General features: G+C 61.1%; 10 protein-coding genes. 3 read left to right on the plus strand and 7 right to left on the minus strand.

Going from position 1 to position 14,405, the window contains the following annotated elements:
• Nucleotides 1–523: 523 nt before the first annotated feature.
• Together CWS72_RS01540 and CWS72_RS01545 are read right to left on the minus strand one after the other, a co-directional pair.
• Nucleotides 524–964: a response regulator gene (locus CWS72_RS01540; RefSeq protein ID WP_101248783.1), complete on the minus strand. Its 441-nt coding sequence runs from the start codon at nucleotides 962–964 to the stop codon at nucleotides 524–526.
• Nucleotides 961–2,781, minus strand: a complete 1,821-nt coding sequence (locus CWS72_RS01545) for a sensor histidine kinase (RefSeq protein ID WP_101248784.1) — start codon at nucleotides 2,779–2,781, stop codon at nucleotides 961–963. The genes CWS72_RS01540 and CWS72_RS01545 overlap by 4 nt, the downstream gene beginning before the upstream one ends.
• Before the next feature lie 207 nt (nucleotides 2,782–2,988).
• Here CWS72_RS01545 and CWS72_RS01550 point away from each other — a divergent pair, with 207 nt between their 5' ends.
• Together CWS72_RS01550 and CWS72_RS01555 are read left to right on the plus strand one after the other, a co-directional pair.
• Nucleotides 2,989–5,328 (plus strand): Tex family protein, encoded by a 2,340-nt coding sequence (locus CWS72_RS01550; RefSeq protein ID WP_101248900.1) that lies wholly within the window; start codon nucleotides 2,989–2,991, stop codon nucleotides 5,326–5,328.
• 25 nt (nucleotides 5,329–5,353) lie between these two features.
• A complete protein-coding gene (locus CWS72_RS01555; protein ID WP_158240458.1) occupies nucleotides 5,354–6,559 on the plus strand; it encodes an ABC transporter substrate-binding protein in 1,206 nt (401 codons plus the stop codon).
• A gap of 6 nt (nucleotides 6,560–6,565) precedes the next feature.
• Here the strand turns inward: CWS72_RS01555 and glk are convergent, their stop codons facing one another.
• Both glk and glgA read right to left on the minus strand, forming a co-directional pair.
• Nucleotides 6,566–7,528 carry a glucokinase gene (gene glk, locus CWS72_RS01560; RefSeq protein WP_101248786.1) on the minus strand — a complete coding sequence of 321 codons (963 nt, stop codon included), beginning with the start codon at nucleotides 7,526–7,528 and terminating at the stop codon, nucleotides 6,566–6,568.
• Nucleotides 7,525–9,030, minus strand: coding sequence for a glycogen synthase GlgA (gene glgA, locus CWS72_RS01565; RefSeq protein ID WP_101248787.1), 1,506 nt, complete (start codon nucleotides 9,028–9,030; stop codon nucleotides 7,525–7,527). The genes glk and glgA overlap by 4 nt, the downstream gene beginning before the upstream one ends.
• 249 nt (nucleotides 9,031–9,279) lie before the next feature.
• Between glgA and glgC the strand changes: the two genes are divergently transcribed.
• Nucleotides 9,280–10,557 (plus strand): glucose-1-phosphate adenylyltransferase, encoded by a 1,278-nt coding sequence (glgC, locus tag CWS72_RS01570; protein WP_199175510.1) that lies wholly within the window; start codon nucleotides 9,280–9,282, stop codon nucleotides 10,555–10,557.
• A gap of 10 nt (nucleotides 10,558–10,567) precedes the next feature.
• Here glgC and CWS72_RS01575 read toward each other — a convergent pair whose 3' ends face one another.
• From CWS72_RS01575 to CWS72_RS01585, 3 genes are all read right to left on the minus strand, one after another.
• Nucleotides 10,568–10,954: a hypothetical protein gene (locus tag CWS72_RS01575; protein WP_101248789.1), complete on the minus strand. Its 387-nt coding sequence runs from the start codon at nucleotides 10,952–10,954 to the stop codon at nucleotides 10,568–10,570.
• A gap of 194 nt (nucleotides 10,955–11,148) precedes the next feature.
• A complete protein-coding gene (locus CWS72_RS01580) occupies nucleotides 11,149–11,979 on the minus strand; it encodes a lysozyme family protein (protein WP_241911525.1) in 831 nt (276 codons plus the stop codon).
• A 318-nt stretch (nucleotides 11,980–12,297) separates the two neighbouring features.
• Nucleotides 12,298–14,397, minus strand: a complete 2,100-nt coding sequence (locus CWS72_RS01585) for a methyl-accepting chemotaxis protein (protein ID WP_146002590.1) — start codon at nucleotides 14,395–14,397, stop codon at nucleotides 12,298–12,300.
• Between the last annotated feature and the right edge of the window lie 8 nt (nucleotides 14,398–14,405).

Raw genomic sequence — 14,405 nt, forward strand, 5'->3', positions numbered from 1 at the left:
TTTCCCGTCCCGTCATCGGCTGTCGGCCGAATGCCTGCGGCGCCGATTGACCGCCGCCGGCTGATCCGAAAGTCGCCTTGGTGTCTTGGTGCCTTGGTGGTTCAAAATATCCTGGGTTTCCTTTCATGCCATTGGGGAACCAGAGGCAACGGGAGAAGCCTTAAGGCGCCCCCATCAAGGGGGTGTGGATATTCAGATGATCACCTCTCCCGCCCTTGGCGGGCTAGAGGATTCACATATCTCAAATTTCGTAGTTTTATCAGTGCATTGCCAGCCTTTGATAAAACAGTGGCACCGGCCTCCGTGCCGGTGATCCGCCGAAGGCGGACCCTTTCCGGTTCCCGCCGGAACACCGGCAGGGACGCCGGTGCCACTGAAGGATTGCTTCGTCTTTGGCTCGCAAACGGCAGATTTTTCTCCACCGAAAAAAAGATGTGTGAATGCCGTAGCCCTTGGCGGGAGAGGTGATAGCGAATGTCAATCCGCCTCTATATCAATATCAATAAGGTAGAGCGCGATGCCGTCAGGCGGGAGTCGGCGGATGGTTGATCGCCATCCAATAGACGCCGAGATGGGCGACGGTTTCGACGAATTCGCCGTAATCGAGCGGCTTCCTGACGAAGCTGTTGGCGCCGCTTTCATAGCTGCTCAGCATGTCGCGTTCTTCGTCGGAGGACGTCAGGATCACCACGGGCAGCAGACGGGTCCGCGGGTTGTCCCTCAGGCGGCGCAATACGTCCAGGCCGTTGACCCGGGGAAGATTGATGTCGAGCAGGACGAATGCCGGCAATTCGGCTCCCGCTCGATTGGAGAACTCGCCCTCGCCGAAAAGATAGTCCAGCGCCTGTTGTCCATCGCGCACGACATCGACGCCGTTGGCGACCTTGATCTGCTTTAAAGCCCGCAGGGTCAGCAACTCGTCCTGCCGGTTGTCTTCGACCAGCAGCAATGGCCTCATGGTCATGGATGAACCTCCGTCCCGGATGAAAGTTGCAGGGAGAATCGGAAAGTCGCGCCTTTTCCGGGGGCGGCCCTGGCGTCGATCATGCCGCCATGCCGTTTGACGATGCGTTGGGCGGCGGCCAGCCCGATGCCGGTTCCCGGAAACTCGTCTTGGCGGTGAAGCCGTTGGAACGGCTTGAAGAGCCTGTCGGAATGGGCCATGTCGAAACCCGCTCCATTATCGGAGACGCAGAAAAACAAGGTGTCCGCTTGCCGCTCGGCGAAAAAGCGAATCTCGGGCTTCGGCGTGCGGCTGGTGTATTTCCAGGCATTTTCGAGCAGATTGCGAACGACCAGTTCGATCATGTCCGGCGCACCCCATGCCTTCAAATCCGGCTGGATCTGCCAGTCGACCTGCCGGCTCGGCTCGGCTTGAGAGATTTCCACGGCGATGCGCCGTGCCAGGGCGGAGAGGTCGATGTCCTCCGGAGACATCTCGCCCCTCACGCTGCGTGAAAGGGCCAGCATGCCATCGACGAGTTCTCCCATGTGGCGTCCCGCCTGGTCGATCTGGCCAAGATAGAGTTTGGCCTCGTCCTCGAATTTCTCTCCATAATCCTCGATCAAAGCCTGGCTGAAACCACGCATGGCGCGGAGAGGGGCGCGCAGATCGTGGGCCACGGCATAGGCGAAGGCGTCGAGTTCCTGGTTGGCCGACCGCAGTTCGGCGGTTCGGCGCCTCATTTCCGTGACGTCGACGTCCGTTTCCATCACCACGTCCGGTTGGTCGGCTGTCGCCCGGAGCAAGGTCCAGTGCGTCGCCACCAGAACCTCCCGGCCGCTTTTGGTCCGTTGCCGCAGTTCTCCCCGCCATGTGCCGTCGCTTTCGAGCAAGGCTTCAATCTCGGCTTGGGGCAGGGGAAACACTGTGGCCAGCAGATCGTGTGAACAGCGTCCCACCGCCTCGGTGGCGTCGTAACCATAAAGATCCCGGCAGCCCGTCGACCAGAAACGGATGGCGCCGTCCCGATCGCGGATGTGCGCCGTCGCCATGTCGAGAACGGCGAGCAACCGCTGCTGCCGTTCCTCGTTGGCCCGGGATATTTCGGTGGTGCGCTTCAGGGAATATCCCCAGATTCCCAGGACGATGACCAGCATCGCCAACAGGCCGATACCGCTTCCGAACAGAAAGGTCTCCATGGCGGAATCGGCCCTTTGGGCCTCGATCCGGCGAATGCCGACGAGACGATTCTCCTCCTCGATCATGGCCGCGACGACCCGGCGGATCCCGTCCATGATTTGCTGGCCGCCATTGGAACGTACCCTTTGCAGGGCGCCGTCAGGATTTCCCTGTTCGGCCAGCGCGATCGTATCGCTCGTTTCGGCGATCTTGCGTTCGACGAGGGTCGACAGTTCGGCTACGCGGGCTTGCTGCAGAGGGTTGTCGGCGGTCAGGTGGCTGACCGAATCGATCAGTTTTCGACTTTGGATCCGACCCGATTCGAAGGGCGCCAGATAATTGCGGTCGTGTGTCAGCAGGTAGCCGCGTTGACCAGTCTCCACATCCGTGAGAGCGGACAACAAAGACTGTGTTTGAAGTAATATCTGATCTGTGTGTTCAATCCAGTCGCGAGATTTATTTGTTTCTTCTGGTATTCGAAGGACTGCGGAAGCATATAAAATAGATATGAATAGAAAAATTGTGGCACAAGTGGCTGAAAGACATTTTAATAATAATCTGCTCTCATTAGAAAATGCTTTGTAATATTCACTAACGCCGTTTTTTGCGTCAGTATATTTCTGAGTATTTTTTATCATTTCATGTTGTGCAAAAAGCATCGATTTCCATGAATGGTGTATTTTTCACAAGATATTCTATCTTAAGTTAAGAAAATGTCACAACAATATGTGATGGTTAAACTCGTTAAAGTTGTGTTGTGGAATTTTTGACCCGGTTGGATTGATCTGTGGGGCCATGCGGGGCTGGCGCCCGAGGGGTGGTTTGGGGTAAAGGCATGACACCATTCAATGGACCGCTGGGAGACCATGATTTCCATTACCCGCCGTTTGGCCGAAGAACTTTCAGTCGCCACCAGCCAAGTGGACGCCGCCGTTCGCCTGATCGACGAAGGCAATACCGTGCCTTTCATCGCGCGTTACCGGAAGGAGGCGACGGGAGGCCTCGACGATAGCCAACTCCGCAAACTGGACGAGCGTCTGGGGTATCTGCGCGAGATGGATGAGCGGCGGGCAGCCATTTTGAAGTCCATCGCCGAACAGGGAAAGCTGACCGAAGCCCTGGCCGCGCAGATCGAGGCGGCGGACAGCAAAGCCCGGCTTGAAGATCTTTACCTTCCCTACAAGGTCAAGCGCCGGACCAAAGCCCAGATCGCCCGCGAAGCGGGGCTGGAGCCTTTGGCGGACGCCTTGTTGGGAGATCCGTCGCTCGATCCGTCGGCCGTCGCTCAATCCTACGTCGATCCGGCGAAGGAGGTCCCCGATGTCAAGGCCGCCCTCGACGGGGCGCGCCAGATTCTGATCGAACGGATGGCCGAGGATGCCGATCTTCTGGGCGGTCTGCGGAACCTGCTGTGGGACTCCGGCATCGTCACGTCGAAAGTGGCCGACGGCATGGCCGAGTCAGGTGCGAAGTTTTCCGACTACTTCGCCTACCGCGAGCCGATTCGCGCGATTCCATCGCATCGCGCTCTGGCCTTGTTTCGGGGTCGTAATGAAAATGTACTTCTTTTGAAGTTATCCCCGGCCGATGAAGAGGAGGGATCCCGTTTGCCGGGAGAGTGCGAGCGTCGCATCGCGGCCCGCTTCGGCATCGTCGAAAAGGGCCGGCCCGCCGATTCCTGGCTGAACGATACGGTTCGCTGGGCCTGGCGCGTGAAGATTCATCTGCATCTTGAAATCGAATTGATGGCCCGGCTGCGGGAAGATGCCGAACGGGAGGCGATCGACGTCTTCGCGCGCAATCTGAAAAGCCTGCTGCTGGCCGCGCCCGCTGGCATGCGACCCACCATCGGGCTCGATCCCGGACTGCGCACCGGCGTCAAGCTGGCGGTGATCGACGGAACCGGAAAAGTGGTTCACACCGGCGTCATTCATCCCCATCCGCCCCGTAACGACTGGGAGGGATCGATCCATGCCCTGGCCGCTTTGGCCGAACGTTTCCAACCGGAACTGATCGCCATCGGCAACGGGACCGCGTCGCGCGAGACCGACCGTCTCGCCTCCGATCTGATCCACCGCTACCCCGCCCTCGGCTTGACCAAGGTCGTGGTTTCGGAGGCGGGTGCGTCGGTTTATTCCGCTTCCGAAACGGCGGCGCTGGAATTCCCCGAGATGGATGTGACATTGCGCGGCGCCGTCTCGATCGCCAGAAGGCTCCAGGATCCATTGGCCGAATTGGTGAAGATCGATCCCAAGGCGATCGGCGTGGGCCAGTATCAGCATGACGTCGACCAGCAACAATTGGGACGGAGCCTGGATGCGGTGGTCGAGGATTGCGTGAACGGCGTCGGTGTCGACGTCAATACCGCCTCGGCCGCGCTTCTGGCCCGTGTCGCCGGTCTGGGGCCGGTGCTTGCCCGCAATATCGTGACTCACCGCGATTCCAATGGGCCGTTCGCCAGCCGTCTGGACTTGAAGCAGGTCGATCGTCTGGGGCCGAAGGCCTTTGAACAGGCCGCCGGCTTCCTGCGGGTCGTCGGGGGGGGAAATCCCCTGGACCGCTCGGCGGTGCATCCCGAGGCCTATCCGGTGGTCGAACGGATCGCCCGGCGCACCGGGCGCGACATCAAGGGATTGATCGGCGACGGTGCTTTCCTCCGATCGCTCGATCCGGCGGACTACACCGACGAGCGTTTCGGCGTGCCGACGATCACCGATATCATGGCCGAACTGGAAAAGCCCGGCCGCGATCCGCGCGGCGCCTTCAAGACCGCGGCCTTCAAGGAAGGGGTCGAGGAACTGAAGGATCTGCGTCTCGGCATGATTCTCGAGGGCACGGTAACCAATGTCACCAATTTCGGCGCCTTCGTCGACATCGGCGTCCATCAGGACGGACTGGTCCATATTTCGATGATGGCGGACAAGTTCGTCAAAGATCCGCACACGGTCGTGCAGGCGGGCGATGTGGTCAAGGTCAAGGTGCTTGAGGTCGACCTCGGGCGCAAACGGATCGCCCTGTCGATGCGTCTCGACGAAACGGCGGTGCGTGCACTCCGGGATCGCGAGACGGGACGGCGCGAGGAGGGGCGTGCGCGTCGCCCGGATGGCGCGCCGCCGCCTCGGAAGCCGGCGGCCCCGGCCGCACCTTCCTCCTCGATGGGGGGCGGGGCGTTGGCCGAGGCCTTTGCCCGGGCCAAGAAGCGCTGAACGCCGGAAGATTGGGGATGGGCGAATGACGAGGGCGTGGCGAGGTGTGCTGGCGGGGATGGCCCTTTGCGCGGGCATGTGGGCCGGAGTGGCGGGGGCGGTTGATCTCACCATCGGCTTCATCGGCGACCTGTCGGGGCCCGGGGCCAATGTGGCGCAGGATCAACTGGACGGTTTTCGTCTCGCCATCAAGCATCTGGGGGGGCGGATCGGCGGCAATGAATTCGGTCTGATCGTCGCCGATGGCCGGCATGACGCGAAGCTCACCCGGCAGGCGCTCGACCGCATGCAGCAGAACGACCGCCTGGAATTTCTTCTGGTTTCGCTCTCCCCCTCCCACATCGCGCAGCTTCTTGCGCCGGCGGTCGCCGGCAAGACCCTGGTGATCAGTCTCAACAGTCCGCCGGCCTCCATGGCTGGAAGGGATTGCAGCCCCTCCTTCTTTTCGTTGGCCGGCTTGACCGAGACCATGAATGATTTGAGCGGGCAATATCTGCAGCAGCGCGGAATCAAGACGCTGGTGGTGGCCGGTCCCGATACCCCGGCGTCGCGTGCGGCGCTGCAGGCGTTGCGCCGGGGGTTCAAAGGCGACATCACCGAGATGACGAGCAGGCGGGGCGAGATGGATTTTTCATCCAATCTCAGGACCATCCGCAGCGCCGCTCCGGATGCCGTCTATCTGCTGCATACCGGCGGCATGGCTGTCAATTTCATCCGCCAATCGGCCGAAATGTTCGGCAAGGACCGTTTTCCCCTGTTCGGGCCGCCTTCGCTGATCGATCAGACGCTGCTGGCCGCTTCCGGACCGGCTGCCCTGGGTATCGGCAGCATCGGTTTCTGGAGCGAGGATATGGATAGTCCGGTCAACCGGCGCATGCAGATTGACTTTGAAAGCGATTACGGACGCATGGCCTCGGCCTATGCGGCGATCGGCTACGATGCCGCCATGTTGCTGGATAGCGCTTTGAGAGCCGCCGACAAGAAGAATATCGGGGAAGACGTTCTGCGGACGGCCTTGAGACGCGTGGAAATTCCCAGCACCCACGGCGCGGCGCATTTCGACAGCAATCATTTCGCCATTCAGACTTATGTCGCGCGTCAGGTCGTGCAGGACGCCCGTGATCGGATGGTCGACGAACAGCGAGGGGTCTTCGCGAAGGACGTCCGTGACGGACATGCCGGCGAATGTCCGATGCGCTGGACGATCGAGCCCCCCCCTAAGGGCCCGTAAAAAGGTTTAATTGGCCCGAAGAGCCAGCCCGGCGAGGCCGACGAACGCCGGATAGGGGTGGGTGATGACATGGGTTGGAATTGCCGCCAAATAAGATTTGAATCGCCCCTTGCTCTCGAAGCGGCTGCGGAATTCGGACGTCGGCAGCTGTTTGACGAGGGTGGGAACGATGCCTCCAGCGATCAATAGCCCCCCGCGGGCTCCCAGCGTCAGGGCCAGATTGCCGGCCACGGTGCCCAGCATGGCGAAGAACGTCGCCAAGGTTTCGCCGGCCAGGGAATCGCCCGCCTGGGCCCCTTGCGTCACCTCGTGCGGCGAGGTGAACTCCGCCGTCCGTCCCTCCAGTGCGGCCAGCGCCTGATAGAGATTGAGAAGGCCCGGACCGGACAGAACGCGCTCGGCCGAGACATGACCATGCCGGTCGCGCAGCCAGTCGAGGATCCGGGCTTCCTTTTCCGTGGCGGCCGCCATGGTGACGTGCCCCCCTTCGGTGGGAAGCGCCTGCCAGCCGCTCTCACCGGCCAGCAGCCCGGCGACGCCCAGTCCGGTACCCGGACCGATGACGGCGATCGGCGCGCCGAAGACGGATGTGCCTCCACCGACGGCAATCTTGTGCTCATCGGTGAGCCGCGGAACGGAAAGGGCGACGGCGATAAAATCGTTGACCACCTCCAGTCGTTCCAGGCCGAGCTGTTCCTTCAACTCGGCGACCGAGAAGATCCAGTCGCGGTTCGTCAGTTCGACACGATCGCCCAGGACCGGACAGGCCACGGCGAAGGCTCCGGCGAGCGGGTGAACCGGGGGGGCAATCTCTTCGAGATAGGCCGTGGCCGCTTCCGCCAGGCCGTCATAATCGTCACAAGGCAGAACGCGCGTGTCCTGAGGTTCGGCGACGCCGGGATAGACCAGCGAGAAGCGGGCGTTGGTTCCGCCGATGTCGGCGATCAGCCGGGAGGTGTGTTGAGTCATGTGGCGTGGCCTTCCGTTCGCGGGCGTGATTTCGCCTGGTCGGTTTCCGCCGTTGGTCTCAGCGTCCGGTACAGGCTCAAATATCGCAAGGCGGAATGGTTCCAGTCGAAATCCTGGCGCATGGCGGTGGTCCGCAGGCGCGCCCATTGCGCGGGATGACGGTAAAGGCCGATCGCCCGTTCGATGGCCCACTGCAAGGCGCTTGCCAGGGATGGCTCGAAGAGGAAACCGGTCGCCGCCCCCTGGGTCAGGGAGTCATAACTGGCATCGACGACGGTATCGGCCAGCCCACCGGTCCGATGCACAATCGGAAGGGTGCCGTAGCGCAGCGCGTAGATCTGAGTGAGGCCGCAAGGTTCGAAGCGGGACGGCATCAGCAGGATGTCGCCGCCGGCCTGCAGGCGGTGCGCCAGCTCTTCGGAATAGCCGACACGGATGGCGACATGGCTGGGCTTCGCCTTGGCCAGGCTGAGCAGGGCCTCCTCCAGCGCGTGTTCGCCGGATCCCACCACGGCCAATTGTCCGCCTTGCGCGATGATCGCCGGCATCACCGCGAGCAACAGGTCCATTCCCTTCTGATCGGACAGCCGGCTGACCACCACCATGAGCGGTGCCGCCGGGTCTTCCGGTAATCCCATCTCCCGTTGGAGGGCGGCCTTGTTCGCGGCCTTGCCGGGACCGGCGTCGTCGACGCCGTAATGGTGGGGCAGGTGGGGATCCCGTCGGGGATCCCAAATGGTGTAATCGGCCCCGTTCAGGATGCCGGACAGATCGGTGGCGCGACGGGCGAGCACGCCGTCCATTCCGAAACCGAAGGCCGCGGTCTGGATCTCCCGGGCGTAGGTGGGGCTGACCGTGGTCAATTTATCGGCGAAGACGAGGCCCGCCTTCAAATAGGAAAGCTGGTTCCAATATTCGAAGCCTTCCATGGTGTAGAGGGACCAGGGCAGTCCCAGCCTGGACACCAGTGCCGGAGGGAACAATCCCTGATAGGCCATGTTGTGGATGGTGAACACCACGCCCGGCCCGTCCGGTTCGTTCCACGCCTTCAAAAAGGCCGGAGCCAATCCGGTCTGCCAGTCGTGGGCATGCAGGATGTCCGGTTTCCAGGAGAGGGGGCTGTTCTTCTGTCCGAGACGGGCGGCGGCCCAGCTCAAGAGACCGAATCGCATGTCGTTGTCGGGCCAGTCGGTTCCCCCGGCGCCCTGATAGGGGCCCCCGTCGCGATCGAAAAGGCCCGGAGTGTCGACGAGCCATATCGGCAGCCGATTGCCGGGGACGCGTCCCTCAAGGATGGTCGTGGCGCCCAGGCCGAACGGATCGCCCAGATTGGCGACCGGCCGGGCGCCGGTTTGGGCGGCGATGCCTCGATAGGCGGGCATCAACAGGCGGATATCGATCCCGGCTTGCTCAAGAGCAATCGGCAACGCACCCGCGACATCGGCTAGGCCGCCGGTTTTGGCGAGGGGGAAAATTTCCGACGATGCGAACAATAGCTTCATCAGGAGGCACCCCCAATTTCCATTTTCCGCCCGCAGGTCCACCGGGCTTTCAAAATCGAGCCGGCTGCCAGCCTACCCGACGAAAGAGCCCCGCAAAAGCGCTTTCGGGCGAAAAAGATAAGGATTTCAGTCGATCCCTTCCATTTGTCTTACTCATTGATGCTTGAGCTTTGTGGCGCACTATGACACCGTTAGATGATATTAACGAAACGTTCAAAAACGCCAGCCAATGGTGATTGCATGACGCCTTTGGAGCGAACCACGGGGGCGGGTGTCGATATCCCCCGAAAATTGCGACGGACCCTCGCCCTGGTTTTGGCCGGCGGCCGCGGAAGCCGCCTGCGGGATTTGACCGATTGGCATGCCAAGCCGGCCATTCCGTTCGCCGGAAAATTCCGGATCATCGATTTTGCCCTGTCGAATTGCATCAATTCCGGTATCCGCCGGATCAGCGTGCTGACCCAGTACAAGGCGCACAGCCTTATTCAGCATATCCAGCGTGGATGGGGGTTTTTGCGCGGTGAATTCAACGAATTCATCGAATTGCTTCCAGCCCAGCAGCGGACGGAAGGGGAGAATTGGTATCGGGGAACCGCCGACGCGGTTTTCCAGAATCTCGACATCGTTCGGCGCCATGCGCCCGACTACGTTCTGATCCTGGCCGGCGATCACGTCTATAAGATGGATTACGGCAAGATGCTGGCCGAGCATATCGCGAAGGATGCGGCGGTGACGGTCGCCTGTATCGAGGTGCCTCTTTCCAAAGCCTCCGATTTCGGCGTCATGTCCGTCGACGATGCCGGCAACATTTTGCGCTTCGATGAAAAGCCGGCCAATCCGATGCCTGTCCCGGGGCGTTCCGACGTGGCTCTCGCCAGCATGGGCATTTATATCTTCAACGCGGATCTGCTTTACGACCTTCTGGAAAAGGACGCGCGTCTGGCCGCCTCCCAGCACGATTTCGGCCGGGATTTGATTCCTGCCCTGGTTGGCCGCGAAACGGTCATCGCGCATCGGTTCCAGAATTCCTGCGTCATGGATGGCGGCGCCGAGGAGGCTTATTGGCGCGATGTCGGTACCGTGGACGCCTATTGGGAGGCCAACATCGATCTTTGCCGGGTGACGCCGGCGCTTAATATGTATGACGAGAACTGGCCGATCTGGACGGATTTGCGTCAGAACCCGCCGGCCAAATTCGTCTTCGATTCCGATGATCGTCGTGGTACGGCCGTCGATTCTCTCATTTCCGGCGGTTGCGTCGTATCCGGGGCGCTGGTCCGCCGGTCACTGCTCTTTTCCGACGTCCGGGTGAATTCCTTTTGTGTCGTCGAGGATTCCGTGCTGCTGCCCGGAGTCGAGCTTGGGCGCCACTCGCGGATCAGGCGGGCGATCATCGACAGCGGATGCTCCATCCCCACCGATCTGGTGGTCGGCGAGGATCCTGTTCTCGACGCCAAGCGATTCTTTCGCACGGAGAAGGGCATCACGCTGGTCACCCAGCGCATGCTCGACAATCTCTGGATTTGATCCGGCGGATTTATTCGAAAAGGGAATGCAGCCGCATGCTTTCGATGCTGCGGGTCGGTTCGAAGGCTCTGGCGGGCACGATGCCCTCCGAAGGAACCGCCGATGTGCCGTGAACAACCGGTTCCGTCGTCGCCACGGCAGGCGTCACGGTGGCGGCGGCGTCCGGCGCGGTTTGGCGCATGGCGTCGCCTTTTCGGGTGCTGACCTTTGGCGTCGACATATCGATGATCAGATTGGGCTTGGCGATCGGGGCGGGGGGCTGGAAAAGCCCACCCCTGTCGGCGGTGTCGTTTCCACCGTGCTTCTTCGCCTGCGCCGGAGCGGCCGCCAGGCAAAGCGCCAAGGCGATCCCCGCGACGAGCGGAAAGAAACGATTTTGCACGGTATAAGAATACATTGTCCAACCCTTCCGCGATGCCATGAATGATCGCCAGAGTGGTGGAGCTTACTCCCGATTTGCGAACGTGTTACATGGGATTGTGTGAACCTGTAGTAAAAAAAACTATCAAAATTCAATGCATTTTATGCAGTTACGAGAAAAACTTTTCAATAAACAATCTTAGGTATCATTGACGGCGTGCTGGTGAAACTTCAGCCGTGCGACATCTGGGCCTTGCGCATGCGGTACTCTTCCAGACGGGCCTGCCGATAGGCATCGGCTATGCGCTTGGCTTCGGCCCGCTCGGCGGCACTGTGAGCTTCCGCCGCGATCTTGCGCTCGGGAATGTGTTTCAATGCGCTGTTGTTCGAAGCCTGCGGAAGCGGGCGACTGTCCATCTCGCTTTCCGCAAGGGCCGGCCAAAGGCCGACGGAGGGGCGGCCGAGGCGGGAGTTTTCAACCGAGGCGAGTTGCAGCCGCTGGTCGGGATGCTGCTTCGCATTTTCCCAGGTGGAGAGCAGTCGCGCCTTATAGGCGGCGGCCAGATTGGGGGTCTGGGAGTGGTAATAGGCCCCGGCGGTGGGCCAGTTCTGCGTGCTGTCGTGCAGGCCGACCAGGAACCGGCCGGCATAGCCGACATTGGTCGCCGGTTCGAAGGCTTCATCGAGTGAGGCGAAGGCATCGGGGTGGGCCAGGAGATTGACCTGCATGCAGCCGACGTCGATGTTGCGCACTCCGGCGGCTTGCAATTTCCTCACTTCGGCAATGGCGGCCGCCTTGCTCGGCAGAAAACGTCCCTCGCCTTCCGCCATGACCGTCCAAGGCCAGGCAAAACTTGCCCGGCTTTCGCTGTTCCAGCGGCCCGATTCGACGAGGGAAATGGCATGGAGGAGACGATCGGGAATGCCCAGGGCCTTTTCCTGGCGGGCTGTTTCCAACCCGCAAACCGCGGCATCATCCATGGCATGGGCTGGGCCGGCCGGCCAAACGGCCGTGACCATCACCAAGATTGCCTGAAGGATGTAAAGGGCTTGCCGCTGCATCGTCACTCTCGCTGGAGATCAAATTTCCCCAAGTTCCATGCGATAAGCGTGCCACTTAGATGATTGGGTGATTATTTAGCGTTGCATGGCTGGGTTGCGACCCATCCGATCCGCAGAAATCCTTGATTTTTCGGAAGTATTACTACTTTTGCGCATTTTTCCGCTTGCGCTGCGGCAAAAATCCGCAATATATTTTGCATTGCAGCAATCGGACTGTCTTCGATGGTCCCCTTGCTGTCTTTCTTGGACGTTTCCTCCCTAAACTTGGGCCCTGGGTAACCAGGGCCCCTTTTCTTTTTATGGGGTGGCGTTCGGCGGTCAGGCCGTCCGCACGCCGGTTAGAAATTTCTCCACGACCTCCTTCAATGAGCCCGCCTCCCGGGAGAGACTGCGCGCGGACGTCAGGACCTCCTCGGCAGCCGCGCCGGTTTCCTTCGCCGTTTCGGTGACGCCGTTGATGTTGGAGGACACTTCTTGCGTGCCTTGCGCCGCCTGATTGATGTTCCTGGCGATTTCGGCGGTGGCGGCGGATTGCTCTTCGACGGCGGCCGAAATGGCCGTCGCGATGCCGTTGATTTCCTCGATCCGTTTGACGATGCCGGCGATGGCGGCGACCGCATCCCCGGTGGCCACCTGGACGGCGCCGATCTGTTCGCTGATCTCCTCGGTGGCCTTGGCCGTCTGATTGGCCAGATTCTTGACCTCGCCGGCCACCACGGCGAAGCCTTTGCCGGCGTCGCCGGCCCTGGCCGCCTCGATGGTGGCGTTCAGGGCCAGAAGGTTGGTTTGGCTGGCGATATCGTTGATCAGCTTGACCACGTCGCCGATGCGTGCGGACTTTTCGGCCAGGCCGGTGATGGTCTGGTTGGTGTGATCGGCCTCTTCCGACGCCGTCCGTGAGATTTGGCTGGACTGTTCGACCTGGCGGCCGATTTCATGGATCGACGACGAAAGTTCCTCGGCGGCGCTGGCCACCGTCTGCACGCTGCTCGACGTCTGTTCCGTGGCCGCCGCGACGGCGCTGGTCTGCGCGTTGGTCCGTTCGGCGGTGCTCGACATGGATTGCGCGTTGGTTTCCAGCTGCGTCGCCGATCCGCGTAGCGTCTTCAGGACATGCTGGATGATGCCGTCGAAGTCCCCGGTCAAGGTCTCCAGGGTGCGGGCGCGCTTTTCCTGCGCTTTTCTTTGCGTCTCCTGTTCGGCTGACAGGCGGTCGGTTTTGATGGCGTTGTCCTTGAAGACCTGGACGGCTTGCGCCATCGAGCCGATTTCATCCGAACGTCCGACACCGGGAACGACCACGGCGAGATCATGTTCAGCCAGGCGTCGCATCGCCTCGGTCATTTGCGTCAAAGGCAGACTGACCCGGTAGTGAACCAGAAGAAAGCCTGCCACCATCAGGAAAATGGCGCCGAAAAGCTGGATCGCGCTGATGATCAGAGAGGTCGTGGCTTGCCGGTCCAGTTCGGTGGCTCGGACGATCATTTGATCGAGGGCGGTATTCAGAAGATCGGCGATGATATTGACCTCCACCGTATCGCGTTTCTGCAGATCTGCCAGCGACATGGTAATCAGGCCGTTTCCATTCAGCGTATCGATGAGAGACTTGCGTTCGTCGGCAATCGGACCGGTGAAATATTGCTTGGCCGTGGCGATGCCGTCGACGATCGTTCGCGGTGTATCGGGGCGTATGCCGACCTCATTGATCGCCGCCCAGGCGGTGGCCGACCGGCCGTTATCCTCGGCAGTCGTCATGATGTCGGCGAGAGACCAGCTTTTTCCGGCGGCAGCCGCGCTTTCGAAGCGGACCACGATCGCTCCGCCGAATTGGCGGATGGTCCAAGCGGAGCGCTTGACCGTCAGCAACTGATCGACCATGGGGTCGACCAGCCGTAACGAGGCGTCGAGAAGGTCGCCCATAGTGGTGATGGCGTCGAGGTAGGCGCCGCCGATCTTCGGGATGTCGCGGGTCAACCCGGAATCACGATCGGCTTTCGATTTTTGGATGGCGGGGTCGATCCGGGTTCGCAACGCCACCATGTCGTCGTGTGCGGTCTTCAGGCGCGACAAGGTGACCGGCAAATCGGGAATGCTGATGGCGGAAAGCCGCTTCAGGCATTCGGCATAGCTTTCTTCCGCCGATTTGCGGTTGTCGGCGATCCGGGACAGGGCCGCACCGTCGGCCGGCAGTTCATTCAGGCTGGCGCTGATTTCCGTTCCCCGTTCGACGCGGATCGTCAGCAGCGTCTTGAACAGGAAACGATTGGCGGTGGTGATGTCCGTCAGGCGATCCGCGTTACGCCAGGACTTGGCCGCGTCGGTCAGGGTGCCGATGGTTTGGCAGACCAGAAGCACGCCCATGAGGCCGACGAGGAATCCTAAAATGGTCCGGATGGATAATTTCTTGAAATCAGGCATATGCCGCT

The organism is Telmatospirillum siberiense (assembly GCF_002845745.1).
Taxonomy (GTDB): Bacteria; Pseudomonadota; Alphaproteobacteria; order Rhodospirillales; family Magnetospirillaceae; genus Telmatospirillum; species Telmatospirillum siberiense.